The 23,494-nt window shown below is 63.2% G+C and carries 24 protein-coding genes; 15 read left to right on the top strand and 9 right to left on the bottom strand.

Annotated features, from left to right (window positions below; genetic code table 11):
* Positions 1 to 62 precede the first annotated feature (62 nt).
* Genes folE2 through DBR46_RS16225 form a run of 7 tightly spaced genes read left to right on the top strand, consistent with a single transcriptional unit; the run spans position 63 to position 5,682 of the window.
* Complete coding sequence (folE2, locus tag DBR46_RS16195) at positions 63 to 953, top strand: GTP cyclohydrolase FolE2 (RefSeq protein ID WP_124526993.1); 891 nt, start codon at positions 63 to 65, stop codon at positions 951 to 953.
* Positions 950 to 1,618 (top strand): metal ABC transporter ATP-binding protein, encoded by a 669-nt coding sequence (locus DBR46_RS16200; RefSeq protein ID WP_124526994.1) that lies wholly within the window; start codon positions 950 to 952, stop codon positions 1,616 to 1,618. Before folE2 ends, DBR46_RS16200 begins: the two co-directional genes overlap by 4 nt.
* Complete coding sequence (locus DBR46_RS16205) at positions 1,618 to 2,484, top strand: metal ABC transporter permease (RefSeq protein WP_124526995.1); 867 nt, start codon at positions 1,618 to 1,620, stop codon at positions 2,482 to 2,484. Before DBR46_RS16200 ends, DBR46_RS16205 begins: the two co-directional genes overlap by 1 nt.
* A gap of 11 nt (positions 2,485 to 2,495) precedes the next feature.
* Positions 2,496 to 3,374, top strand: a complete 879-nt coding sequence (locus DBR46_RS16210) for a metal ABC transporter substrate-binding protein (protein WP_124526996.1) — start codon at positions 2,496 to 2,498, stop codon at positions 3,372 to 3,374.
* Entirely contained in the window at positions 3,371 to 3,784 is a 414-nt protein-coding gene (gene hisI / locus DBR46_RS16215; protein WP_124526997.1) for a phosphoribosyl-AMP cyclohydrolase, read from the top strand. Before DBR46_RS16210 ends, hisI begins: the two co-directional genes overlap by 4 nt.
* Entirely contained in the window at positions 3,781 to 4,341 is a 561-nt protein-coding gene (locus DBR46_RS16220) for a DapH/DapD/GlmU-related protein (RefSeq protein WP_017737597.1), read from the top strand. The genes hisI and DBR46_RS16220 overlap by 4 nt, the downstream gene beginning before the upstream one ends.
* A 3-nt stretch (positions 4,342 to 4,344) precedes the next feature.
* Entirely contained in the window at positions 4,345 to 5,682 is a 1,338-nt protein-coding gene (locus DBR46_RS16225; RefSeq protein WP_124526998.1) for a dihydroorotase, read from the top strand.
* On the opposite strand, the gene DBR46_RS16230 is transcribed toward DBR46_RS16225, so the two are convergent.
* Positions 5,679 to 6,200: a DUF3617 domain-containing protein gene (locus DBR46_RS16230; RefSeq protein ID WP_124526999.1), complete on the bottom strand. Its 522-nt coding sequence runs from the start codon at positions 6,198 to 6,200 to the stop codon at positions 5,679 to 5,681. The two genes, DBR46_RS16225 and DBR46_RS16230, sit on opposite strands and share 4 nt — an antisense overlap.
* 130 nt (positions 6,201 to 6,330) lie before the next feature.
* On the opposite strand from DBR46_RS16230, the gene cls reads away from it, so the two are divergent.
* Positions 6,331 to 7,770, top strand: coding sequence for a cardiolipin synthase (gene cls, locus DBR46_RS16235; RefSeq protein ID WP_124527000.1), 1,440 nt, complete (start codon positions 6,331 to 6,333; stop codon positions 7,768 to 7,770).
* A 109-nt stretch (positions 7,771 to 7,879) separates the two neighbouring features.
* A complete protein-coding gene (locus DBR46_RS16240) occupies positions 7,880 to 8,308 on the top strand; it encodes a hypothetical protein (protein ID WP_124527001.1) in 429 nt (142 codons plus the stop codon).
* Here the strand turns inward: DBR46_RS16240 and cfaB are convergent.
* The 8 genes from cfaB to hflK (DBR46_RS16280) all read right to left on the bottom strand — a co-directional run bounded on the left by cfaB (position 8,296) and on the right by hflK (DBR46_RS16280) (position 17,432).
* The gene (gene cfaB / locus DBR46_RS16245) at positions 8,296 to 9,483 is read right to left on the bottom strand and encodes a C17 cyclopropane fatty acid synthase CfaB (protein WP_124527002.1); all 1,188 of its coding nucleotides are present in this window, start codon (positions 9,481 to 9,483) and stop codon (positions 8,296 to 8,298) included. The two genes, DBR46_RS16240 and cfaB, sit on opposite strands and share 13 nt — an antisense overlap.
* A 64-nt stretch (positions 9,484 to 9,547) precedes the next feature.
* Positions 9,548 to 10,357 carry a DNA-binding domain-containing protein gene (locus DBR46_RS16250; protein WP_124527003.1) on the bottom strand — a complete coding sequence of 270 codons (810 nt, stop codon included), beginning with the start codon at positions 10,355 to 10,357 and terminating at the stop codon, positions 9,548 to 9,550.
* Positions 10,348 to 11,193 carry a DUF692 domain-containing protein gene (locus DBR46_RS16255; protein ID WP_124527004.1) on the bottom strand — a complete coding sequence of 282 codons (846 nt, stop codon included), beginning with the start codon at positions 11,191 to 11,193 and terminating at the stop codon, positions 10,348 to 10,350. The genes DBR46_RS16250 and DBR46_RS16255 overlap by 10 nt, the downstream gene beginning before the upstream one ends.
* A 60-nt stretch (positions 11,194 to 11,253) precedes the next feature.
* Positions 11,254 to 11,505, bottom strand: a complete 252-nt coding sequence (locus DBR46_RS16260) for a hypothetical protein (protein WP_124527005.1) — start codon at positions 11,503 to 11,505, stop codon at positions 11,254 to 11,256.
* A 106-nt stretch (positions 11,506 to 11,611) separates the two neighbouring features.
* Complete coding sequence (locus tag DBR46_RS16265; RefSeq protein ID WP_124527006.1) at positions 11,612 to 13,498, bottom strand: cation-translocating P-type ATPase; 1,887 nt, start codon at positions 13,496 to 13,498, stop codon at positions 11,612 to 11,614.
* Positions 13,495 to 14,529, bottom strand: coding sequence for a protease modulator HflK (gene hflK, locus DBR46_RS16270; protein WP_124527007.1), 1,035 nt, complete (start codon positions 14,527 to 14,529; stop codon positions 13,495 to 13,497). The genes DBR46_RS16265 and hflK (DBR46_RS16270) overlap by 4 nt, the downstream gene beginning before the upstream one ends.
* The gene (hflC, locus tag DBR46_RS16275) at positions 14,526 to 15,515 is read right to left on the bottom strand and encodes a protease modulator HflC (RefSeq protein ID WP_124527008.1); all 990 of its coding nucleotides are present in this window, start codon (positions 15,513 to 15,515) and stop codon (positions 14,526 to 14,528) included. Before hflC ends, hflK (DBR46_RS16270) begins: the two co-directional genes overlap by 4 nt.
* Before the next feature lie 12 nt (positions 15,516 to 15,527).
* Positions 15,528 to 17,432, bottom strand: coding sequence for a protease modulator HflK (gene hflK, locus DBR46_RS16280; protein ID WP_124527009.1), 1,905 nt, complete (start codon positions 17,430 to 17,432; stop codon positions 15,528 to 15,530).
* 348 nt (positions 17,433 to 17,780) lie between these two features.
* On the opposite strand from hflK (DBR46_RS16280), the gene DBR46_RS16285 reads away from it, so the two are divergent.
* From DBR46_RS16285 to DBR46_RS16310, 6 genes are read left to right on the top strand one after another with little or no spacing between them, the layout of a single operon-like run.
* Entirely contained in the window at positions 17,781 to 18,398 is a 618-nt protein-coding gene (locus tag DBR46_RS16285) for a CDP-alcohol phosphatidyltransferase family protein (RefSeq protein ID WP_124527010.1), read from the top strand.
* Between the two features lie 10 nt (positions 18,399 to 18,408).
* Complete coding sequence (locus DBR46_RS16290; RefSeq protein ID WP_124527011.1) at positions 18,409 to 20,157, top strand: bifunctional alpha/beta hydrolase/class I SAM-dependent methyltransferase; 1,749 nt, start codon at positions 18,409 to 18,411, stop codon at positions 20,155 to 20,157.
* A gap of 2 nt (positions 20,158 to 20,159) precedes the next feature.
* Complete coding sequence (locus tag DBR46_RS16295) at positions 20,160 to 21,458, top strand: phosphatase PAP2/dual specificity phosphatase family protein (protein WP_124527012.1); 1,299 nt, start codon at positions 20,160 to 20,162, stop codon at positions 21,456 to 21,458.
* Complete coding sequence (locus tag DBR46_RS16300; RefSeq protein ID WP_017737612.1) at positions 21,448 to 21,891, top strand: hypothetical protein; 444 nt, start codon at positions 21,448 to 21,450, stop codon at positions 21,889 to 21,891. The genes DBR46_RS16295 and DBR46_RS16300 overlap by 11 nt, the downstream gene beginning before the upstream one ends.
* 9 nt (positions 21,892 to 21,900) lie before the next feature.
* Positions 21,901 to 22,521: a 1-acyl-sn-glycerol-3-phosphate acyltransferase gene (locus DBR46_RS16305; RefSeq protein WP_124527013.1), complete on the top strand. Its 621-nt coding sequence runs from the start codon at positions 21,901 to 21,903 to the stop codon at positions 22,519 to 22,521.
* A gap of 1 nt (position 22,522) precedes the next feature.
* Positions 22,523 to 23,455, top strand: a complete 933-nt coding sequence (locus tag DBR46_RS16310) for a phosphatidate cytidylyltransferase (protein WP_017737614.1) — start codon at positions 22,523 to 22,525, stop codon at positions 23,453 to 23,455.
* The last annotated feature ends 39 nt before the right edge of the window (positions 23,456 to 23,494 follow it).

Consider the following 23,494-nt stretch of genomic DNA (forward strand, 5'->3'; position numbering starts at 1 on the left):
TCATCGTCGACTCTATTGTTATACTATAACATGTCTAATTATTGCCAACGATGGACCTGCTTATGAATGCGCTGACTCTGCCGGATATCGCCGCGCAGGCTTCACGCCAAGCCTTGCCACTCGACTGGGTAGGCATGTGCGGCATCGCCCTGCCGATCCTGATCGACGGCCAACGCCTCAGCGCCCGCGCCGATGCCGGCGTCAGCCTGGACGACGGCGAAGCCCGTGGCATCCATATGTCGCGCCTGTACCTGGCGCTGGAGATGCTAGAGCAGCAGCCGCTTACGCCTGCACTTCTGCGTAATGTACTGCAGCGTTTCCTCGACACACATGAAGGTTTATCTAAGAACGCCTACCTGCGTATCCACACCGACTTGCTGCTCAAGCGCCCGGCGCTGATCAGCCCGTTGGCCGGCTGGAAAGCCTACCCGGTGAGCCTCGAAGCGCGCCTGGAAAATCAGATGTTCCACGTGGAACTAAAAATTGACGTTACCTACTCGTCTACCTGCCCTTGCTCCGCCGCCCTCGCCAGGCAGTTGATTCAGCAGCAATTTCTCGACGACTTCAGCAACACGCCGCTCAAGCATGAAGACATCCTGAACTGGCTGGGCAGCGCCAGCGGCATCGTCGCGACGCCCCACAGCCAGCGCAGCACTGCGCAACTAAGTATCCAATTGCAAGGCTCAGACCTGGCACTGACTGAGTTGATCGACCACGCCGAAGCCGCCCTCGGCACCGCCGTACAAACCGCCGTAAAACGTGCGGACGAACAAGCCTTCGCCCTGGCCAACGGGCAGAACCTGATGTTCTGCGAAGACGCCGCCCGCCGCCTGAACCTCGCCTTGAAACGCTCGGATGCCGTCAAAGCCTTCCACTTGAAAGTGATCCACGCCGAAAGCCTGCACGCGCACGATGCCGTGGCTGAAAGCCGCTGGACGAGACACCCTGAATGATCACCTGCACCGCATTACGCTGGGGCGCGCCAGGCCAGCCGCTGACACCCGCCCTGGATCTCACCCTGCAACCAGGCAGCCTCACCGGCATCATCGGCGCCAACGGCACCGGCAAAAGCAGCCTGCTCAAAGTCATCGCCGGCCTGCAAAAGCCGCTGGCGGGCAAAGTCAGCGTGGACGTTCCACGGCGTGGCGGCCTGTCTTTCCTGCCCCAGCAACAACACCTCGACCGCCAGTTCCCCATCAGCCTGCAAGAGTTGGTCGCCGCTGGCTTTTGGGGCACGAAGCTCTCGCCCCAACAACGCAGCCAGCGCCTTGAAGCAGTGCTGGAAGACTGGTGCCTCAGCGGCCTGCAACATCGCCCATTGATGGCCTTGTCCGGCGGCGAACTGCAACGCGCCCTGCTCGCCCGCATGAGCCTGGCCGAAGCACCGGTGCTGCTGCTTGACGAACCCCACGCCGCCCTCGACGAAGACGGCCAGGCGCTGTGCTGGAAACATATCCACGCCTGGCACGACGAAGGCCGCACATTGATCGTGGTCTGTCACGACCTGGCCTCGGTGCGCCAGCACACCCAGCAAGTGGTGCAGATCAAAAGCACCGGCTGCCTGTTCGGCAACAGCAAAGAGCTGATCCGCCCACAAGCTCAAATGCAGGTGGCCTGATGCACTTCGCCACCCACCTGTGGATGCCCTTCGTTGATTTTGTCTTCATGCGCCGCGCGCTGATCGGCGGCCTCGTCCTCGCCTGCAGCACCGCGCCGCTCGGCGTGTTCCTGATCCTGCGCCGCATGAGCCTGATCGGCGACGCCGTGGCCCACGGCATCCTGCCCGGCGCTGCCCTCGGTTTCTGGTTCGCCGGCCTCAGCCTGCCCGCGCTGACCATCGGCGGCCTCGGCGCCGGGCTGGGCATGGCCGGTCTGTCCGCGTGGATCACCCGCCGCACCGGCCTGCGCGAAGACGCCAGCCTGGCCGCCATCTACCCGATCTCCCTCGCCGCTGGCGTGTTGATCCTCGGCCTCGCCGGCAAGCGCCTGGACCTGCTGCATCTGCTGTTCGGCTCCGCCCTGGCGGTGGATGAAACCACCCTCACCGGCATGCTCTGGGTCACCGGGTTCAGCCTGTTCGCCATGGCGCTGATCTACAAACCGCTGCTGCTGGACACCCTCGACCCGCTGTTCCTGCAAACCGTCAGCCGCCTCGGCCCACTCGCCCACGGGTTGTTCCTGACCCTGGTGGTGCTGAACCTGGTGATCGGTTTCCAGGCCATCGGCGCGCTAATGGTGGTGGGTTTGATGATGTTGCCGGCCATCGCTTCACGTTTCTGGAGCCGGCGCTTGCCGGTATTGATCGCGGTATCGGCGGTGCTGGGATGCCTGTCGGTATGGCTGGGTTTGTTGCTGTCGTTCTACTACTCGTTGCCCAGCGGCCCGGCCATCGTGCTGGTGGCGGGCGCCGGGTATCTGCTGTCCGTGGTCTTCGGTCCGGTGCACGGCTTGCTGCGCCGCCCGCCTTTGCTGTCATCCCAATGAGGTGTTTCCCGATGCGCGCTTTACTCGTGCTGTTCAGCCTTCTGCTACCGCTGTCGATGGCCCAGGCGGCCGACAAACTCCAGGTGGTCACCAGCTTCAGTATTCTCGATGACATCACCCACCAGATCGGTGGCGAGCACATCCAGATCAGCAACATGGTCGGCCCGGACGCCGACGCCCACACCTACGAGCCCACCCCGGACGACGCCAAGGCCCTGCTCAAGGCCCGCGTCATCATCAAGAATGGCCTGGGCTTCGAGCCGTGGCTGGATCGTTTGGTGACCAGCACCGAAACCAAAGCCACAGTGGTGACCGCCAGCAAAGGCGTGATCTCCCACACCATGGACGAGGACGGCGAAACCATCCCCGACCCGCACGCCTGGCACAACCTGGCCAACGCCGAAATCTATGTGAACAACATCACCAAGGCGCTGATCGCCGCCGACCCGGCCAACAAAGCCGACTACCAGCGCAACAGCCAAACCTACCTGAAAGAGATCTACCGCCTGCTGGCCGAAGCCAAGGCCAAGTTCGGCGCGTTGCCGCCGGGCAACCGCCGCATCGTCACCTCCCATGACGCCTTCGGTTACCTGGGCCAGGCTTACGGCATCGAGTTCCTCGCGCCCCAGGGTTTGTCCACCGAACGTGAGCCGTCCGCCGCCGAAGTCGCCGCGCTGATCACCCAGATCCGCAAAGACAAGGTCAAGGCGGTGTTCATGGAAAACATCAAGGATTCGCGCCTGCTCAAGCAGATCGCCGACGAAAGCGGCGCGCAGATCGGCGGCACGCTGTACTCCGACGCCCTCGCCGCCGAAGGCCCGGCCAGCACCTTTACCGGGCTGTTCGAATACAACCTCAACACCCTGTGCGCGGCCCTGGCCAAGCCATGACCCTGAGCATGCTCGACCTGGAAGGGGCTGCCCTGGGCAGCCGCTTCCCCCTCGAACCCGTGCTCGATGCCCTGCCGTGGAACAGCGACGGCCTCATCGCCGCCATTGCCCAACAGCACGGCAGCGGCGAGGTGCTGATGCTGGCCTGGATGAACCGCCGGGCGCTTAACGAAACCCTCGCCACCGGCCACGTCTGCTACTGGTCGCGCTCGCGCCAGCAGCTATGGCGCAAGGGCGAAAGCTCCGGCCACTGGCAACAACTGGTGGAAGCCCGCCTGGATTGCGATGGCGACGCGGTGCTGTTGATCGTCGATCAACAAGGCCCCGCCTGCCACACGGGTCGGCCCACCTGCTTCTACAACGCCATCGATGGCGACCACGTCCACATCATTACGGAAGCCTCAGCATGATCCGCAAGAACCCTTCCGGCGATCTGCCCGTGATTGCCGAATCGGCCTACGTCGATAAAACCGCAATCATCTGCGGCAAGGTGATCATCGGCGAGAACGTCTTCGTCGGCCCCTACGCCGTGATCCGCGCCGACGAAGTCGACGCCAGCGGCGCCATGGACCCGATTACCATCGGCGCCAACTCCAATATCCAGGACGGCGTGGTCATTCACTCCAAATCCGGCGCCGCCGTAACTATCGGCGAGTTCACCTCCATCGCCCATCGATCCATCGTCCACGGACCCTGCACCGTCGGCGACCGCGTGTTTATCGGCTTCAACAGTGTGCTGTTCAACTGCGCCGTGGGCGACGGCTGTGTAGTGCGCCACAACTCGGTGGTGGACGGCCGTGACTTGCCGGATGCGTTCTACGTGCCCTCCACCACCCGCATCGGGCCCAACACCGACCTGTCGCAATTCCCACCGGTGAGTGTCAGCGCCTCGGAGTTTTCCGAAGACGTGGCGCGCACCAATGTCGACCTGGTGCGCGGCTACAAAGCCCTGCAAAACGAGTTCTGAACCATGAGCCGCCTGCTGATCCGCAATGCCCGCCTGGTGAATGAAGGCCAGGAATTCGACGCCGATGTGCTGGTCGCCAATGGCCGCATCGAGAAGATCGCCAGCAGCATCGAAGGCTGCAACGCGCCCGTGGCCATCGACGCCCAGGGCCAGTGGCTGCTGCCGGGCATGATCGACGACCAGGTGCACTTTCGCGAACCCGGCGCGCCGGACAAAGGCAGCTTCTACAGCGAATCCCGCGCGGCGGTGGCCGGTGGCATCACCAGTTTCATGGACATGCCCAACACCAACCCCGCGACCCTCAACCTCGAAGCGCTGGCCGATAAAAAGCGCCGAGCCGCGTTGCACTCGGTGGCCAACTACGGCTTTCACTTTGGCGTGAGCAACGACAACCTCGACATCGTTGCGGCGCTCGACCCCTGCCAAGTGGCCGGGGTCAAAGTGTTCATGGGCGCCTCCACCGGCAATATGCTGGTGGACGACCCGCGCATCCTCGAGCGCCTGTTTGCCGAAGCGCCGACGATCCTGCTGGCCCATTGCGAACACACACCGAGCATCCAGGCCAATGAGCTGCGCCTGCGCGAACGCTTCGGCGAACACATCCCCGCCGTCGCCCACCCGCTGATCCGCGATGCCGAAGCCTGCTATCGCTCGTCCTCCTTTGCGGTGGAATTGGCCAAGCGCCACGGCACTCGCCTGCATGTACTGCACCTGACCAGCGCCCGCGAACTGGCGTTGTTCGAGGACAAACCGCTGTCAGAAAAACGCATTACCGCTGAAGTCTGCATACACCATTTGCTGTTCGACGACCGCGACTATCATCGCCTCGGCCACCAGATCAAATGCAACCCGGCGATCAAGACCCGTGCCGACCGCGACGCCCTGCGCCAGGCCGTATTGAGTGATCGTCTGGATGTCATCGGCACTGACCATGCGCCGCATACCTGGGCGCAAAAACAGTTGGAGTATCGACAAGCACCGGCGGGTTTGCCTTTGGTGCAGCATGCGCTGCCGGCGTTATTGGAGTTGGTGGCCGATGGGCATTTGCCCCTGACCACGCTGGTGGCAAAGACCAGCCACCGCGTGGCGGACCTGTTCGCCATTCCTGATCGCGGCTATTTGCGCGAGGGTTACTGGGCCGACCTGGTGCTGATCCAGCCCGAACCGGAGGGCAAACCCGTGAGCAGCCAACCGATCCTCGGCCGCTGCGGCTGGACGCCCTTCGCCGAGCGCAGCTTTCGGCACAGCGTCAGCACCACCCTGGTGTCCGGCCACCTGGCGTGGCACAACGGCCAGGTGGTCAACAGTTGCCAGGGCTTGCCCCTGCATTTTCTGCGTTAAGCGCGGGGTTTGACCGTACCGCAATCGTTGCCCAGCCATTGGGCGTGGGTGTCCAGGCTGCCCTTCTGCTGAATGCCGGTGGCATTGAAGGTGCCGTTGACGCTGGTGCTGAATTCCTTCTGGCTCTGGAAAGTCGCCACGCCAGTGCCCTGGGCTTTTGGACAACTGAAACGGAATTTCCACTGGTTGCCGGTCTTGTCGGTCACTTCCTGTTTACAGCCCGATTGCGGGTCGGTCAGGGGGATCGAATCGGAAGCCACTTGCGCCGGGGTGAGGCACACCTGCACGCCTTTGCCGGCCATGGTGATGCCCTGTTTTTCCAGCATGGCGCGCTGTTCGGGGGTCATCTGTTGCTTGAGTTGGCCGAGGATCAGCGACAAGTCCGGCAGGTCCTGGTTATCCACTTTCATGTTGCTGGTGGTCAATTCCCACAAGCCCGGCGCCAGCATCTGTGCCTGTGCTGCTACGGGCAGCGCCAAACCAGTGACCATGGCCAAACAGAGCAGACGTGCATTCATCGGGTAACTCCTGGGTAATTGTGGGCGTTAGACGCCGCAAAGCCGCCAGTGTTGCACGGCAAATAAAATAGCGACATTCGGCACCAGACATGGTCTGTTAGGCATTGGATTGTCTGGAGTCTCGTCGTCCATGGATTTCTTTGGCCCGCACCTGCTCGCCTACTTCATCGCCACGCTGCACTTTTTCGGGACGCTCGCCGCGATCCACGCGGTGCTGACCGTCAGGACCGCCCAAGGCTCAATCGCCTGGGCCCTGTCGCTGATGTTCATGCCCTACCTCACGCTCATCCCCTACCTGATCTTTGGCCGCAGCACCTTTGACGCCTACATCCAGGCGCGGCGCCAGGCCAACCAGGAAATGCACACCGCCATCACCGAATTGAACTGGCGCCCGTGGGTCGAAGAAGCCCTCGCCGCGCGCAACTCCAGTGCCTACGCCTCCCTGCGCGCCATGCCCAAGCTGGGGCGCATGCCGTGCCTGGCCAACAACGAAGTGCGTTTGTTGATCAATGGCGACGCCACCTTCAGTGCGATTTTCGCGGCGATTCGCAATGCCAAAACTGCGGTGCTGTTCCAGTTTTTCATCATCCATGACGACGAGCTTGGCCGGCAGTTACACGCCCTGCTGAAGGAAAAAGCGGCCCAAGGCGTAAGCATTTACGTGCTGTACGACCGCATCGGCAGCCATGCCCTGCCCCACCGTTATGTGCAATCCCTGCGTGACGCAGGGGTGCAGGTCAAGGCGTTCGCTACGCGCAGCGGCTGGCTCAACCGGTTCCAGGTCAACTTCCGCAACCATCGCAAGATCGTGGTGGTGGACGGTATCACCGGGTTTGTCGGCGGGCATAACGTTGGCGATGAATACCTCGGCAAAAAGCCGCCGCTGGCGCCGTGGCGCGACACCCATGTGCAAGTCACTGGCCCAGTGGTGGCGTGCCTGCAAGAGTCGTTTGCCGAGGACTGGTTCTGGGCTGCGCGGGAGCTGCCGCCGCTGATCCTGCCGGACGCCTACCCCGAAGACGGTGTGCTTTGCCAACTGCTTGCCAGCGGCCCCGCCGACCCGTATGAAACCTGCTCGCTGTTCTTCGTCGAAGCCATCCACGCGGCGACCGAACGCGTGTGGATCACCAGCCCGTACTTCATCCCCGACGAAGCCGTGTTCGCCGCCCTGCGCCTGGCGGTATTGCGCGGCGTTGACGTGCGCCTGCTGCTGCCGTCGCGCCCTGACCACCGCATCGTCTACGCGGCCTCCAGCCTGTATGCGATCGAAGCGGTACGCGCCGGCGTGCGTGTGTTCCGCTACACGCCAGGTTTTTTGCATCAAAAGGTGTTGTTGGTGGACAGCGAAATCAGCGCCATCGGCAGCGCGAATATGGACAACCGTTCATTCCGGCTGAATTTTGAAGTGATGTTGCTGACGGTGGACGAAGCCTTTGCCCGCGAAGTGGAACAGATGCTGCTGGACGACTTTGCCCTGGCCCACGAGGTCAGCCAGGAAGAAAGCCGCGAGACGCGGCGCCTGCAACAGTTGGGCATGCGGGTGGCGCGGCTTATTTCACCCATTTTGTAAGTGACAGCGGCAATTGGCCTGGAAAATGTCTCGATACGACAAACGGCGTCTTCGCCAGCCGCCTCTGCTCTAGGCTTAAACCTGTCACTTATGACAATTGGAGCCGCTTATGAAACGCACCAGTACCGTCCCCTCGATCGTCGTGGAGATCGGCAAGCCAACCAAAATCCTGTATTTGCGCTACAAAGTGCTGTATCCGGACAAGCCCTTTGACCGGGCAGCGGTCTATCTTTACGACAATGGCATCTACCTGATCCTCTCCCCCGGCGAACATCATTGGGGAGTCTTCGTGATCGTCGGCGATATGAGCAATCCAAAATGGGGAATATCGTTTATTTCACTGCCGTCCACCGACTGGGGGATAAACCTGGCTCGCCATGATTTGACCTTCAACCAGGCAACCCACGAATTTACCCAGCAGCTGTATATACAAAACGATCAAAACGCCGCCAAACAGCACGGCGTCTTCAATCTTTACAACAACACCGTGAAAGACCCGAGAACATTGACCTGGGATAGCATCTCTCATCCTCGATAAATGTCGTCACGTGTCCACGGCAGTTCATGGCTGCCATCTGCATGGGGCTTGAGTGCAAGGATTTGATGCAGATTTATCCAGCCCCGCGCAAACGCATAGGCACACCCCGCCAGGTACAACCGCCAGATCCGCAACGCCTGCTCCGGCACCATCTTCGCCGCCGCCTCCAGGTTGTCCTCCAGGCGCTCGCTCCAATGGTCCAGCGTGCGCGCGTAGTGCAAGCGCAGGCTTTCGACATCGACCACTTCCAGCCCGACTTCACTGATCTCGGCGGTCATCATCGCCAAATGTGGTAACTCGCCGTTGGGGAACACGTAGCGCTCGATAAAGTCACCGGCTCCACGGCCCACTGGGCGGCCGTCCGTGTGTTTGGCGGTGATGCCGTGGTTCATCACCAAGCCGCCTTCACGCACTGCGCCAAACAGGGTCTGGCAATACTGCGCCAGGTTGGCATGGCCGACGTGTTCAAACATGCCCACGCTCACCACTTTGTCGAAGCGGCCGTCTTGCGGCAGGTCGCGGTAGTCGAGCAGTTGCAGGTCCACCTGATCGTCCAGACCTTCGGCTTTCACACGCTCGCGGGCCAAGGCCAATTGTTCTTTGCTCAGGGTGATGCCAAACACCTTGACCCCAAACTCCCGCGCCGCAAACCGGGCGAGCCCACCCCAGCCACAGCCGACGTCGAGCAAATACTCGCCCGGCTGCAAGCGCAACTTGCGGCACAGATGGCGGAATTTGTCTTGTTGGGCCTGGTCGATGGATTCGCTGCCGGTTTCGAAGTAACCGCAGGAGTACGCCATGTCCTGGTCCAGCCACAGCTGGTAGAACTCGTTGGACAGGTCGTAATGGTAGGAAATCGCCGCTGCATCTGTGGCCTTATCGTGGATCGAGCGCACCGGACGCGTCTCTTCGTCGTCCTCGACCAGGGCATGACTCAACTCGTCGCACACCCGGATCACTTCGCTGATAGAGCCTTCCAGCTCCAATTTGCCCTCGATAAAGGCCTCGCCCAGTGAATTGAGCGTCGGATGGGTCAGTTGCGGCACGACCGTGGGGTCCTTCACCACGATGGTCACACTGGGCTCGGGGCCCAAGTTGAATTCATGGCCATCCCAGAGTCGAAGACGCAGCGGCAGCTGAAGATTCTGTAAGGCCGGTGGAAGTTGCGCGAGCATGAGTAGTCCCCCCTTGTTTCAGACGTCTGAAAATAGGGTAGACCATCCAGAGACAAGTAGGAGGCTATCGATCTGATAGCCCATCACTATGGGCGCGGCGCTCAAGCAACCCCTCTTCGATCCACTGTTTCAACCATGTAACGGCCTTCAGCGGTGCGTCCTCTGCATAAGTGATAGCCAAGTGCTCACAGAGTTCTGAAAAGGTCCAGCCGGTGGCCACCATGCCTGCCAGGGCGCAGGCCTCCTTGGGCTCCAGGCTGCGGTAGCGGCACACGTTGCGGTGGCGCCACACCAGGCAAATCTGCGTCGATTCCAACGCCGCGCTACCGGGAAAATCCGCTTCTTCCTTCCCCGCTCGCCAGATCGCCAGCGTATTGAAGTGGCAAAGCATCTGCTGCACCGAGGGCGCCAGGGTGACCTGCAAACCCGGCCAATCCTGGGGCAGCAATAGCGCCATGTCATCCAGGCTCAGCGGCGCGCCCTGGGCTGCATCAAAGGCCAGGGTGAACGCCCACTCGAACCGCGCCAACTCGGCCAGCGGCGCGCTTTGCTCCTCCATCAAGTGTTCAACGATAAAGGCTGCAAAGCGTTCGCCCAGCCAGCGCAGGCTGTAATGGGCCGACGGGTAGCGGCGCACATAAGCCTCGGCCAGCGACGCAAACTCCTCATCCCCGAGCCAATACCAGATAGCAGCGAAGTCATGCCGCAACACTTCCTGCAACCGCGCCCTATAGGCGTTGTGGTAGATCGCCAGGCCAGTGTCCACATCCAGCGTGGGCCCACCCAACAACGTCGCGGCAAAGCCACTGTTGGCCAGCGGGGTGTCGGCCAGCAGATGCTGCTCAAAGGCCAACTGCCAATCGGTCAGGCGCATAGCGGCCTCCTGGCCAGGGCGCTGGCGCCCAGCTCACGGGCCTTGCCCAGTTCGGTGAGCAACTCTTCGAACGGCGGGAAATGATCATCACGCTCCAACAACGTCGATACCGGCCCCAAGTGCTCCAGCGTCTGCTGATACAGCGCCCACACCGGATCGCACACCGGGTGGTCATGGGTATCGACCACATAATCGCCGTAGTCCATATGCCCGGCCAGGTGCAGTTGGCGGATGCTCTGCGGCGGCAGGTTGCGGATAAACGTCCAGGCGTCGAAACCATGGTTGCGCGAGCTGACATACACATTGTTTACGTCCAGCAACAGCTGGCAGCCCGACAAGTGGGCCAGGGCATTGAGGAATTCCCACTCGGTAAATTCATCCGCCTTGGCGCGCACATAGCTGGAGACATTTTCCAGCACCAGCGGGCGCTGCAACACGTCCTGCACTTGGCGTACGCGGGCAGCCACGTGGTAGAGACTCTCTTCGGTGTAAGGCAAGGGCAACAGGTCATGCAACTGGTGCGCGCTGCCACGGCTCCAGCACAGGTGATCGGACACCCACGCCGGCTGGATACGCTCGGCCAGCTGCTTGATCTGTTTCAAGTAATCGAGATCGAGGGCATGGGGCCCGCCGATGGACAGGGACACGCCGTGCATCACCAGGGGATAACGCTCGGCGATGGCGTCCAGGTAGTACAAGGCTTTGCCGCCCTGCACCAGATAATTTTCGGAGATCACTTCGAACCAATCCACGGCTGGCGACTGTTCAAGGATCTGCTGGTAGTACTCGCTGCGCAGACCCAGGCCATAACCGAGGCTTGCAAGGGCAGTGGACATAAGACACTCCTGGGCAAAGTGTCCGCAGCGGTGGAGGGCAACCGCTGCGGGTGCACTCGATTACTCGCCGACTTTACCGCCAGCCGCATCGCATGCGGCCTTGGTCATGGCCTTGAAACCGTGGCCCTTGCAAACAGCCTGGCCCTTGCAGGCGTTTTCAGCGGTCTTGCAGTCGTTCATGCCTTTGCAGGAGGTCACGCCGTAGCAGTGAACATTCGCGTCGGCAGCCTGTACCTGGGTGGCGACACCGGCAAACATAGTGGCGGCAGCGATAGCCAGGGCAGCACCGGAAACGGCTTTTTTGATGTTCATTGTTGTATTCCTCATAACAGTAGGGGTGTCGGTCTGCACGGATTGTTCAGTCTCGACACACCACTAGAGAGAGGTCCCCGGCTGGCGTTACAGCACCCGCGAAAATTTATTCTTCGAGCTTCGACAAAGGCTCCTGAAAGCGCAGCAAACGCCCGGCATTGCCCAGTACCAGCAAGGTGCTGAGGTTATGCAACACCGCCGCAATCATCGCCCCGGCGGCGCCCAGCCAGCCAAAGGCGGCGAATACCACGATAGCCAGCGTCCAACCCAGGCCGATGATCACATTGACCTGCAACGTCTGCCGACACTGGCGACTCAAGCGCACACAGGTGCCCAGGCGCCGCAGGTCGCTGCCGATCAGCACCACGTCCGCCGAGGCCAGCGCGATATCCGCGCCGCCCGCCCCCATCGCCACGCCAACCACGCCGGCCTTGAGCGCCAGGGAATCGTTGATGCCGTCACCCACCACCATCGGGCGGAAACCGCTGCCGATCTCCCCCAGCACGCGGTTGAGCTTGTCTTCCGGCAGCGCCTGGGCCTCGACGTCGCTGATACCCACGTCCAGCGCCAGGCTGTCGGCGACGCTTTGCCGGTCGCCGGTGAGCAGCAACTGACGGCCCAGGCCAAGGTCGCGCAGTTCTTGCAGCGCCTGGCGGGCCTCGGGTTTGACGCTGTCGGCCAGCAGCAGCCAGGCGAGGAACTGCCCGTCCAACGCCAGCCCGGCAATCGGGCCGTCATGGTTGGGGACTGGCGTGGTGGCAATCCCCAGTTGCTCGAACAACTCCGGCCGCCCCAGCGCCGCTTCGCCCTGCGCGGTCTGCGCCACCACACCGAGGCCCTGGCGCTCACGGATGTCCGTCAGCACCAGCAACTGTTCCTGCGTGGCCAAGCCCGCCAACGCCCGGCTGACCGGGTGGCTGCTGGCCGAACCGAGGCTGGCCGCCAGGTTGAGTAACACCTGCCGATCGGGCGCCGTGGTTTCCATGGATTGCAGGCGCAGGGTGCCAAAGGTCAGGGTGCCGGTCTTGTCCACCACCAGCGAGGTCAAGTCCGCCAGCTCCTCCAGGAACGCCGAGCTGCGAATCAGAATCCCATGGCGCGCCGCGACCGCAATCCCGGCAATCGCCGTGGCCGGCGCCGACAGCACCAACGCACACGGGCACGCAGCCACCAACACCGCCAGCATCGCCTGCGCATCGTTGGTGACAAACCAGGTGACCGCCGCCAGCAACAACACCAACACCATATAACTGCCGGCGTAACGCTCCAGCAGCCGCGTGATCGGCGGCTTGGAACGCTCGGCGTTCTGCATCAGCGCGATGACTTTGCCCAAGGTCGACTCATTGCCGGTGCGCGTCACTTCCAGGCGCAGCAGGCCGTCGAGGTTGATCGCCCCGCCAAACACCTGCACGCCCACACTCGCTTCCAGCGGCACCGACTCCCCGGTGATCGGCGCCGTGTCCAGGCTGGCCTGGCCCGACAGCACCACGCCATCGGCGGGCACGCGGTCGCCGGCGCGCACTTCGACGATATCGCCGGTGTGCAGCGTGCCGTTGTCCACCTCGACAATACTGCCGTCGGCCTGCACCAGGCGCGCGTGGCTGCGAGTCAGTTTGCCGAGGGCGTGGATCGCTTCCTGGGAGCCGATCACGCTGCGCTCTTCAAGTACGTGGCCGAAGATCATGATGATCGGCAACAGCGCGGCGGTCAGCAGGTCGCCGGTGGCCCAGGCGCCGAGCATGGCCAGGGCGATCAGTTGGTCGGTGATCCCATGCAGGCTGGGAAAGCGCAGGCTGTACCACGCCGAGCGCATCACCGGCACGGCCACCAACAGCGACGCGACACCCAGCAACAGTTGGCTCACGCCGGTCTGATCCGGCGCCAGCCAGCGCCACACCAGACCCAACACCAATAAGCCGAGGGCCAGCATGGCCAGGGTCAATTGCCGCGCAGCGCTGCGCTGTTCGGCGGAGGTCAGCATGGGTGCGCTCATTGTTCGGCTCCCTGAATGATCAAGCGGGAGTCGTCTTTCGGATCGACCGTGGTCACGGAACCGGCCTGGCCGAGGATCTTCGGCAAGCGTTCGCGGTACAGGCGCAGCAGCAAGCCTGGGTCTTTCACCTGGGCCAGGCTGGCGACCGTAGCAGTTTGCGCCTGGGCATTGGCCAACCGCTCGCTGGCCTGGGCATGGGCGACTTGCACCACGCGGTCGGCCTGCTGGGTGGCGGCCTGAGTGAGTTTTTCGGCGTCGGTGCGCGCATTGGCCACGGCTTTGTCGGCCTGCTGGCTGGCGGTCAACACGGCGTTGAAGGCATTCACCGCCGGGCTTGGCAGGCTGGATTGCACATCCACGCGGGTGACTTCGATGCCCAGGCCCAAGCCCGTCGAGGCCAACTCGGCGAGGCGTTTGTTGATGCCTTGCACCAAGTCACCGCGCAAGCGTTCGCGGCGCTCGGCGGCACCGTTATCGGTGCCGATCAGCTCGGGGCGCGCCACCAGGATCGTGTCCAGGTCGCGGGCCGCCGTGAGGGCCACGGCGCTGCGTGTCACCAGGCGATCCAGCGCCGGCAGCACATGCGCGCCCTGCAACACAAACGCGTAAGGCTCGGTGACCTTGTAGAACACCCGCACATCCAGTTGCACCACGCCGGCATCGCCGGTCAGCAGGTAACCGGAGCCGGCCAGGGCATCGCTCAACGGCGTGGCAAAACTGGCCACGCGATCAGCCTGGATCGCCGCCTCGGAACGCAGCAGGTTCTCCACCCGCCGTTCGATCACGCGGTCGGCCGCCGGCAGCAACACCACCTGTTCGAAGGGTTGCGGCCAAGCCAGCAGCAAGCCGGCGTTCTGGATACGGTCGAGGGCGCCGAAGTGCAGGACCACGGCGCGGTTCTGCGGGTCGATCTGGCGCACATTGGAAAATGCCCAGGCCAACGCGGCCAACACGGTCACCGCGTACAGCGCCATGAAGGTCAGGCGCCCGGCCTGGATCCACGGGCTGTCCGGGCTGTCACGCTCGGTCATGGCTGGACGTCCTTGGGCCCATCCACCAACGCACGGAACGGCGCGGCGTCGGTGCGCAGGATGATCTTGGTGCCCGGCGTGACCACCGTGCCCAAGGTATCCAGCGAGCGCAGCAGGTTATACAGCTGCGGGTTGCCGGCGTAGGCGCGGCCGTAGATCTGCGCGGCTTCGACCCGCGATTGCGCTTCGATATCAGCGGCTTTCACCGTGGCATCGGCCTGCACGATGCGCGCGTCGCGCTCGGCGGCAGAGCGGATCTGCGCCGCTTCACGCTTGCCCACGGCGGTGCGTTCAGTGGCGATGGTCTCGCGCTCGGCACGCATGCGATCGACGGTGGCGGTGAGCGTCACCGACGGCAGCGTCAGCCGTTCGATACCGACCTGGGCCACGCGCACGCCATACGTGGCGAGCAATTGTTGATCAATCTGCTGGCGCAGCTGCGCCTCGAAATCGGCGATGCGCACCTGGCTGGCATCGGTGTTGATCAAGCTCGACAGGTCAAAACTGGCCGCCGTGGTTTCCAGGGCCGAGCCGACAAAGGTACGAATCTGCCGCGCCGCTTCATCCGGCTGGTTCTGCACCGCGCGCATAAAGCGCTGCACATTGTCGGCATCGCCCTGCACCTGCCACGCCACGTACGCCTGCACGATGATGCGCAGGCCATCGCGGGTGCCCACATCCTGCAAGCCGCTGGAAGTGGTGCGCAGGCGCAAGTCCACCGGGATCGCCGCTTCGAACGGCGCCGGCCAGCGCCAGCCCAGGCCCGGTTCCAACAGCACCCGCGCCGGGTTGCCGAAACGGGTAATCACCGTGGCTTCGCCGGAGCGCACTTGCACCAGGCTCGCCGCCGCGACCGCAAACAAAACCAGCAACGCCGCCCAGGCCATGCGCCGCCAAGGGAATGGGCCGGCCGCTTGCTCGTCACCGTGATGATGGTGGTGGTGATGGCCATGATGATGACCGTGATCGTGAGAATGAGCGCTCAACAGACAGACTCCTTATTGAACGGCTTTGCGCGGCAGCGACGGATCGGCCGGCAAGGTAAAAGAACGCAGATCGATCGTCGGCGCACTGTCGGCACCCAGGCGATGATCCAGAATCAGCAATTTGGCGTGGGCCAGGCCCTGGCTGAGTTGGCCGAGGTACTGCTCCAGCACGAAGGCTTTGCCAGCGGTGGCGTAGGCCTTTTGTTCGGCGGTGAAACGCAGGTCGGCCGCGTGGGCGCCGGCATTCACTTCGCGCGCCGTGGCCGTGGCCTGGTCGCGGGCGGTGCTGGCTTGCAGCAACGCCAGGTTGGTTTGCTCGCTGGCTGCACCGCGCTCGCGGGAGATCAGGGCCTGCGCACCGATCTGCGCGGCTTGCACGCCGTGGTAGGCATTGGCGGCGCCGGCCGGTGGGTGGATCGCTTCAACGACGGTGGCGAGGATTTCCACGCCACTGTCGAGGCGGTGCAAGTCGGCTTGCACGGCGCGGCCGATCTCGTCGGCGAGGCTGGTGCGCTGTTCGCCGAGCAACTCGTCGAGGGTGCGCGAGGCAAAGTCGTGCACCAGGATGCGACTGGCGGTACTGCGGATCAGGGTCGGCACATCGGCGCTGTTATAAGTGGCGGCGAGCGCGGCGTGGTCGGTAAGGCCGATGCGGTAGACGAAACGCACATCCATATTGACGATCTGGAAGCTCTGCTTGTCGCCGCTGCTGCTGGCAATGACCTGGGATTTGTCATTCACGTGGCTGGCGTCCCACAAGCGGTTGGCGATCAGCGGTGGCGGGCCTTCGGCGGCGACCAATTCCGGTGCGGCGGCTTCGCTGACACTGGTGGCCAGTTCATGCACCACGCCGTTTTCCACGCTGATCACACGACCCAGCGGCCAGGGCAAACCGGCATGCAGGCCGGGGCCGAACACGTCCACCGGCTTGCCGAAACGCTCATAAATCCCACGCCCTTGCAGGGGCACTTCGTGCACACCGGTCAGCGCCCAGCCGACCGCCAGCACCACCAGCAACACCGGCAGAAACGCCCGGCGCATGTAGGTAAATGCCCAGATCTGACGCAGGTCGATACCGAAGCGGTTGTGCAATTCGTGCTGCAAGGCGAGCAAGGGTTGCGGCGGCCAGCGCAGCAACCCGGCGATAAAACTTTGCGCCATCAGGCGCGGTTCAAGGCGTGGCTGGCGTGGGCTGAACAGTGACAGCGCGGCCCTCAGCAGGAACTCGACGGCGACCAACGCGGGCAACAGGCCGATCAGCACCGCCAGACGCAGCGGCCACACCGCCTCGGCGCCGGCAAACAACAGGCAAATCGCGCTGATCAACAGGCAGATAATCGCCACCCGGCTCAATTGCGCCAGTTGCGAAGCTTCCGGCCATTGCGCGGCGGTTTCCTGGGCAAGACGGCGTTCGAACACCAGCAAGCCGAACGCCAGCGCCAAGGCCAGCGCGGCACCGATGCTCGCGGACTGCCCGACGGACGCTGCGGGCAATGCCAGGTTCCAGAACTCGACAATGCTGATCAGCGCCAGCAGCGCCCAACCGCCGAGCCACAACACCGGGGTGCCAATCTGCTTGCCGAAGCGCCCGGCCAGGCGTGCGTAACGGCCGGTGTCTTCTACGGGAGCTTCCTGCGGCGGTTCTTCCAGCGCCTGGGCGCGCCAATCGGCGACCCACCACGCCGATTGCAAACCGGCCACCAGCAGCAGCAAGGCCGAGGCGCAGTTGATCAACACCACCGGCCAGATCGACAGCGGCGCAAACAGCGCAACAAACAGCGCCAGCACCCAGCCGCACACGGCCACAGCGGTCAGGCTGATACCGGCCTGGCGCAATCGACGGGCATGGAACAGCCCTTGCTGAAAACGCGGCAGGCCCTCTACCGAAGCGCCGTCAGCTTCTAGATCCACTTGCATCCCAACACGCCCATTCGCACACAATTAGTTACGATATAACACGGGGCGTGAAATTTTTGTCCGATAAACGCTGCTTTTGAATGCAACCCAAATCCCCTGTGGGAACTGGTTTTTGTGGGAGCTGGCTTGCCTGCGATGCTGACAACTCGATCGTCCAGCAAAACCGAGGTGATGCAATCGCAGGCAAGCCAGCTCCCACATTGATCACTCCCACCTCCGTGCCTCGTTGTACTCGAGAGCGTGACCAAGCCCCCATAAACACGAGCCATCACTGGTGCAGCCCAGGATTAAGCGGCACACTCCAAACCAGTTTTTCGCGGGTCCACGGACAAGGAAGCGTCACCTCCCATGATTTCGATCTATCAGCTCAAGCCGCGTTTTCAAAACCTGCTGCGCCCCCTCGTGCAGCGCCTCTACGACAACGGCACCACCGCCAACCAGATCACCCTGCTAGCCGGCGTGGTCTCCCTGCTGGTGGGCCTGTTGATCGCCAGCTTCGCCCACCACCTGTGGCTGTTTGCGCTGATCCCGCTGTGGATGATCCTGCGCATGGCCCTCAACGCCATCGACGGCATGCTCGCCCGGGAGTTCGGCCAGCAGTCGCGCCTGGGCGCCTACCTCAATGAACTGTGCGACGTGATCGCCGACAGCGCGCTGATCCTGCCGTTTGCGCTGATCCCCGGCGTGAGCCTGGCGCCGGTGCTGCTGGTGGCGTTGCTGGCGGTGTTCAGTGAATACGCCGGGGTGCTCGGGCCGATGGTCGGCGCATCGCGGCGCTACGACGGGCCGATGGGCAAGAGTGACCGCGCCTTTGTGCTCGGCGTGCTGGCCACCGGCGTGGCCCTGGGCTGGCTGGGCGCGGGCTGGGTGGAGGGGGTGATGTGGCTGGTGGCCGCCCTGCTCGCCTACACCCTGGTCAACCGGGTGCGCCAAGGTCTTAAAGAAACCACTTCCCCTTCTGCATAAGGATTTTGCGATGCGTGAACAACAAGATCACACCTTCAGCACCCACGATGGCGTCGAGCTGTTCTACCGCCACTGGCCGGCCACCGCGAACGACGGGCCGCGCAAGGCCATCGTGTTGTTCCATCGCGGCCACGAGCATTCGGGGCGTATCGCGCACCTGGTGGATGAATTGGACCTGCCGCAGTTCGACTTCTTCGCCTGGGACGCCCGCGGCCACGGCCAATCCCCCGGCGAGCGCGGCGACAGCCCCAGCTTTGCCACCAGCGCCCGCGATGTGCAGACCTTTTGCGACCACATCGGCGCTACCCACGGCATCGAAGAAGAAAACTTCGCGGTCATCGCGCAAAGCGTCGGCGCGGTGATCGCGGCCACGTGGGTGCACGATTACGCGCCGAAGATCCGCGCCCTGGTGCTCGCCTCCCCGGCGTTCAAGGTCAAGCTCTACGTGCCCTTCGCCCGCCCGGGCCTGGCGCTGATGCGCAAGTTTCGCGGCAATTTTTTCGTCAACAGCTACGTCAAGGCCAAGTTCCTCAGCCATGACCCGGAACGCGTGGCGTCCTACGACAGCGATCCGCTGATCACCAAGGCGATCTCGGTGAATGTGCTGCTCGGCCTGTACGAAGCCGCCGACCGGGTTGTAGCCGACGCCCAGGCGATCCAGGTGCCGACCCAGTTGTTGGTCTCTGGCTCTGACTTCGTGGTGCATCGCAAACCCCAGCAGCAATTTTTCGACCGCCTCGGCAGCCTGAAAAAAGAGCTGCATATCCTCCCCGGCTTTTTCCACGACACCCTCGGCGAACGCGACCGCGCCACTGCCGTGAGCAGCGCCAAGCGTTTTATCCTGCAAAACTTCGCCCACCCGCTGGACCGCGCTTCGCTGCTGGACGCCGACAAGATCGGCGCCACCTGCGCCGAGTCCGAAGCCCTCGCCGCGCCGCTGCCACGCAACTCCCTGCGCGACCTCTACTGGCGCCTGACCCGCGCCAGCATGGGCTTGGGCAAGAACCTGTCGGCCGGCGTGAAGCTGGGTTTCGACACCGGCTTCGACTCCGGCAGCACCCTCGACTACGTGTACCGCAACAAGCCCACCGGCAAAGGCGGGCTGGGCCGGATGATCGACACCAATTACCTCAACTCCATTGGCTGGCGCGGCATTCGCCAGCGCAAGCTGAACGTCGAGGAATTGCTGCGCCTGGCCATGGCCAAGCTACGTGGGGATGATCGCGACGTGCGCATCGTCGATATCGCCGCCGGCCACGGGCGCTACATCCTGGAAGCCTTGCAGGGTGTGTCGCCGTTGCCGGAATCGATCCTGCTGCGCGACTACAGCGACATCAACGTGCGTGACGGTGGCGCGCTGATCCGCGAAAAAGGCCTGGGGGATATCGCGCAATTCGTCAAAGGCGATGCATTTGACCGTGCCGATCTGGCGGCGCTGGCGCCCAAGCCGACGCTGGCGGTGGTGTCCGGGCTGTACGAGCTGTTTGCCGATAACACGATGGTCGGCGGCTCGCTGGCCGGCCTTGCCGAAGCGGTGGAGCCCGGTGGCTATCTGGTCTACACCGGCCAGCCATGGCACCCGCAGCTGGAACTGATCGCCCGCGCGCTGACCAGCCACCGCCAGGGCCAGGCCTGGGTGATGCGCCGGCGCAGCCAGGCGGAAATGGATCAACTGGTCGAGGCCGCGGGCTTTCGCAAGATCACCCAGCGTGTGGATGAGTGGGGCATCTTTACCGTGTCCCTGGCACAGAAGATCTGAGCATGCGCGAACCCGGTTTATTGAAACCTGCCGTCCTTTGGCTGCTGCTATTGGCACCGCTGTTTTTCAGCACCTACGGCTTTGCCACCTGGGTCACCAGCCAGCGCAGCGACGTTGGCACTATGGTGTTCGGCTGGGAAACCCATATGCCGTTTTGGGCGTGGACCATCGTGCCCTACTGGTCCATCGACTTGCTCTACGGGTTCTCCCTGCTGCTGCCCAACACCCGGCATGAGTTGAAGCAGCACGCGTTGCGGCTGCTCTCTGCGCAGCTTATTGCGGTGAGCTGCTTCCTGATCTGGCCGCTGCGCTTCACCTTCGAGCGGCCGGAGCTGGATGGTGTGTTCGGCTGGCTGTTTGCCGTGTTGGCCGGCTTCGACAAACCGTTCAACCAGGCTCCGTCGCTGCATATCGCCCTGCTGGTGATTCTGTGGGTCATGTACCAGCGTCATACCCAGGGTGTGTGGCGTTGGGTGGTGCATGGCTGGTTTGCGTTGATCGGTGTTTCGGTGCTGACCACTTATCAACATCACTTTATCGACTTACCCACAGGCGCCCTTGCAGGGTGGATTTGCGTGTGGTTGTGGCCGGTGGAGCATCCCAGCCCGCTGCTGAATGCCTCACTCACGCGGGACCACAAACGCTGGCGGCTTGGCGTGCGCTACGGCCTGGGGGCGTTGATCTTGGCGATCCTGGCCTTTGTCATGGGCGGCACCTGGCTGTGGCTACTGTGGCCGGCGGTTTCCCTGGCCTTGATCAAGGCGAACTACTTTGTGCTGGGCGCAGCGGGTTTCCAGAAGCGCGCCGATGGCCAACTGACGCCGGCCGCACGCTGGCTGTATGCGCCGTATCTGGCAGCGGCGTGGATCAATTCACGCCTGTGGACACGCAAGCATCCACAACCCGACCTGATTGTGGATAACGTCTGGCTCGGGCGTATTCCTACGACACGTGAGCAAGAACCCTTCAAGGCCATCGTCGATCTCTGCGCCGAATTGCCGATTGATCCACAGGGCCGCGCCTATCAATCCATCCCCGTACTGGACCTGATCGCGCCAACACCCGCCGAATGCCTGCACGCCGCACAAGCCATCGAGCGCTTGTGCGCCAGCGGCCCGCTGCTGGTGTGCTGCGCCCTCGGCTATTCGCGCAGCGCCACCGCCGTGGCCGCGTGGCTGCTGCACAGCGGGCGCGCCGCGACGGTGGAGGAGGCGCTGACTATTATTCGTACAGCGCGGGCCGATGTGGTCCTGCACCCCGCTCACCGTGAAGCTTTGGAGGGTTTGCCCCATGCCCGCTGATATGGAACTCCAGGTCGTTGCCAGCCTGCTGCGCCGTGGCCGTTCGCTGGATCAGTTATCCACAGGCCTGACCCTGCTCGGCGTCCTGTTCGGCCTGGCCCAACTGTTGATGGCCAGTATTACGCCAATCTGCCTGCTGCTCAGCCTGTGGATGATTATCCTCGGCCTGCTGCAAAAGTACTGGGCGCTGCGCGTGGCTTTCGATGCCGATCTGTTCGCCCTGCTCGCCCGCGATACCGAACGCACCGCCGACCTCGACCAGGCTCTGCAAACCCTTGGCCTGCAATCGCCCAAGCGCGCTGGCCGGCCGTGGACCGAGCGCCGTCGCGGCGCCCTCAAACTGCTGCGCAAACAAGCATGGCTGCTGGGCGCGCAAGCACTGCTGACCCTCAGCGTGATCCTCGCCAGCCCTTGGCTGCCTTTCGCCGGATAAGGAATCCCCATGTTCGAACCCGTGGTCGCCACGCTGATTACCTCCATGGCCCGCACCGTCACCGGCGCCCGCAGCCTGTGGCTCGGCTGCGCGCCGGTGCCGGTGCAACGCATCTACTTCGCCAACCACAGCAGCCACGGCGACTTCGTGCTGCTGTGGGCCTCGTTGCCGCAGAACCTGCGCAAGTTCACGCGCCCGGTGGCCGGCAGCGATTACTGGAGCAAGAGCGCCCTGCGTCGTTACATCATCAACCGCGTGTTCAACGGCGTGCTGATCGACCGTGAGCGCAAAGACCCTGTGGATAACCCTTTGCAGCCCATGCTGGCCGCGCTGGAAGGCGGCGACTCGCTGATCCTGTTTCCCGAAGGCACGCGCAACCTGGAAGACGGCCTGCTGCCATTCAAAAGCGGCCTCTATCACCTGGCAAAAAGTTACCCACAGGCCGAACTGGTGCCCGTGTGGATAGCCAACCTCAACCGGGTCATGCCCAAGGGCCGTGTACTGCCGCTGCCTTTGTTGTGCACCACCAGCTTCGGCGCACCGTTGCACCTGGAAGAAGGCGAAGACAAAGCGGCCTTCCTCGCCCGTACCCGCGACGCCCTGCTCGCCCTCGCTCCGGAGCATTCCTGATATGCATAGCCAGACCATAATGCTGTTCGGCGGCATCGGCGCGATCCTGGTCCTCGCCTCGCTGATCGGCCTGATCCTCAAACTGCGCACCCGTGGCACGCCCAACGCGGTGATCGACAACCTCAACGCGCGCATCAACGCCTGGTGGGTAATGGTGGTGGTGATCGGCATCGCCTTCTGGCTCGGCACGGGCGCGGTGATCCTGCTGTTCTACGCGGTGTCGTTCTACGCCCTGCGCGAATTCCTTACCCTTACCCCCACCCGCCGCAGCGACTACCCGGCGCTGGTGGCGGCGTTCTACCTGGCGCTGCCGTTGCAATACCTGCTGATCTTCGCGGACTGGTACGGGCTGTTCTCGATCTTCATCCCGGTGTACGTGTTCCTGCTGCTGCCGATCCTCGCTTCGCTGGGCGGTGACAGCACGCACTTTCTGGAACGTGCGTCGAAGGTGCAGTGGGGCCTGATGATCGCGGTGTTCTGCGTGTCCTTCGTGCCCGCCCTGCTCACCCTCGACATCCCCGGCTACGAAGGCCGCAACCTGTTGCTGATTGCCTACCTGGTAATCGTGGTGCAGCTGTCGGACGTGCTCCAGTACGTCTGTGGGAAGTTGTTCGGCAAACACAAGATCGCGCCCAACCTGTCGCCGTCCAAGACCGTGGAAGGCTTTGTCGGCGGGATCTTGCTGTCATCCCTGATCGGCGCGGCGCTGTGGTGGACCACGCCGTTCAACCCGTGGCAGTCGTTCCTGATCGCGCTGTTGATCAATCTGCTGGGGTTTGCTGGCGGCATCGTGATGTCGGCGATCAAGCGCGACCGGGGTGTGAAGGATTGGGGGCATATGATCGAGGGGCATGGCGGGATGCTGGATCGGTTGGACTCGGTGTGTTTTGCGGCGCCGATTTTCTTTCATCTGGTGCGGTTCTGGTGGACCTGACCCACTACTCTCAAGCCAAACAAAAATCAAAATGTGGGA

The organism is Pseudomonas sp. KBW05, assembly GCF_003852405.1.
Lineage (GTDB): Bacteria > Pseudomonadota > Gammaproteobacteria > Pseudomonadales > Pseudomonadaceae > Aquipseudomonas.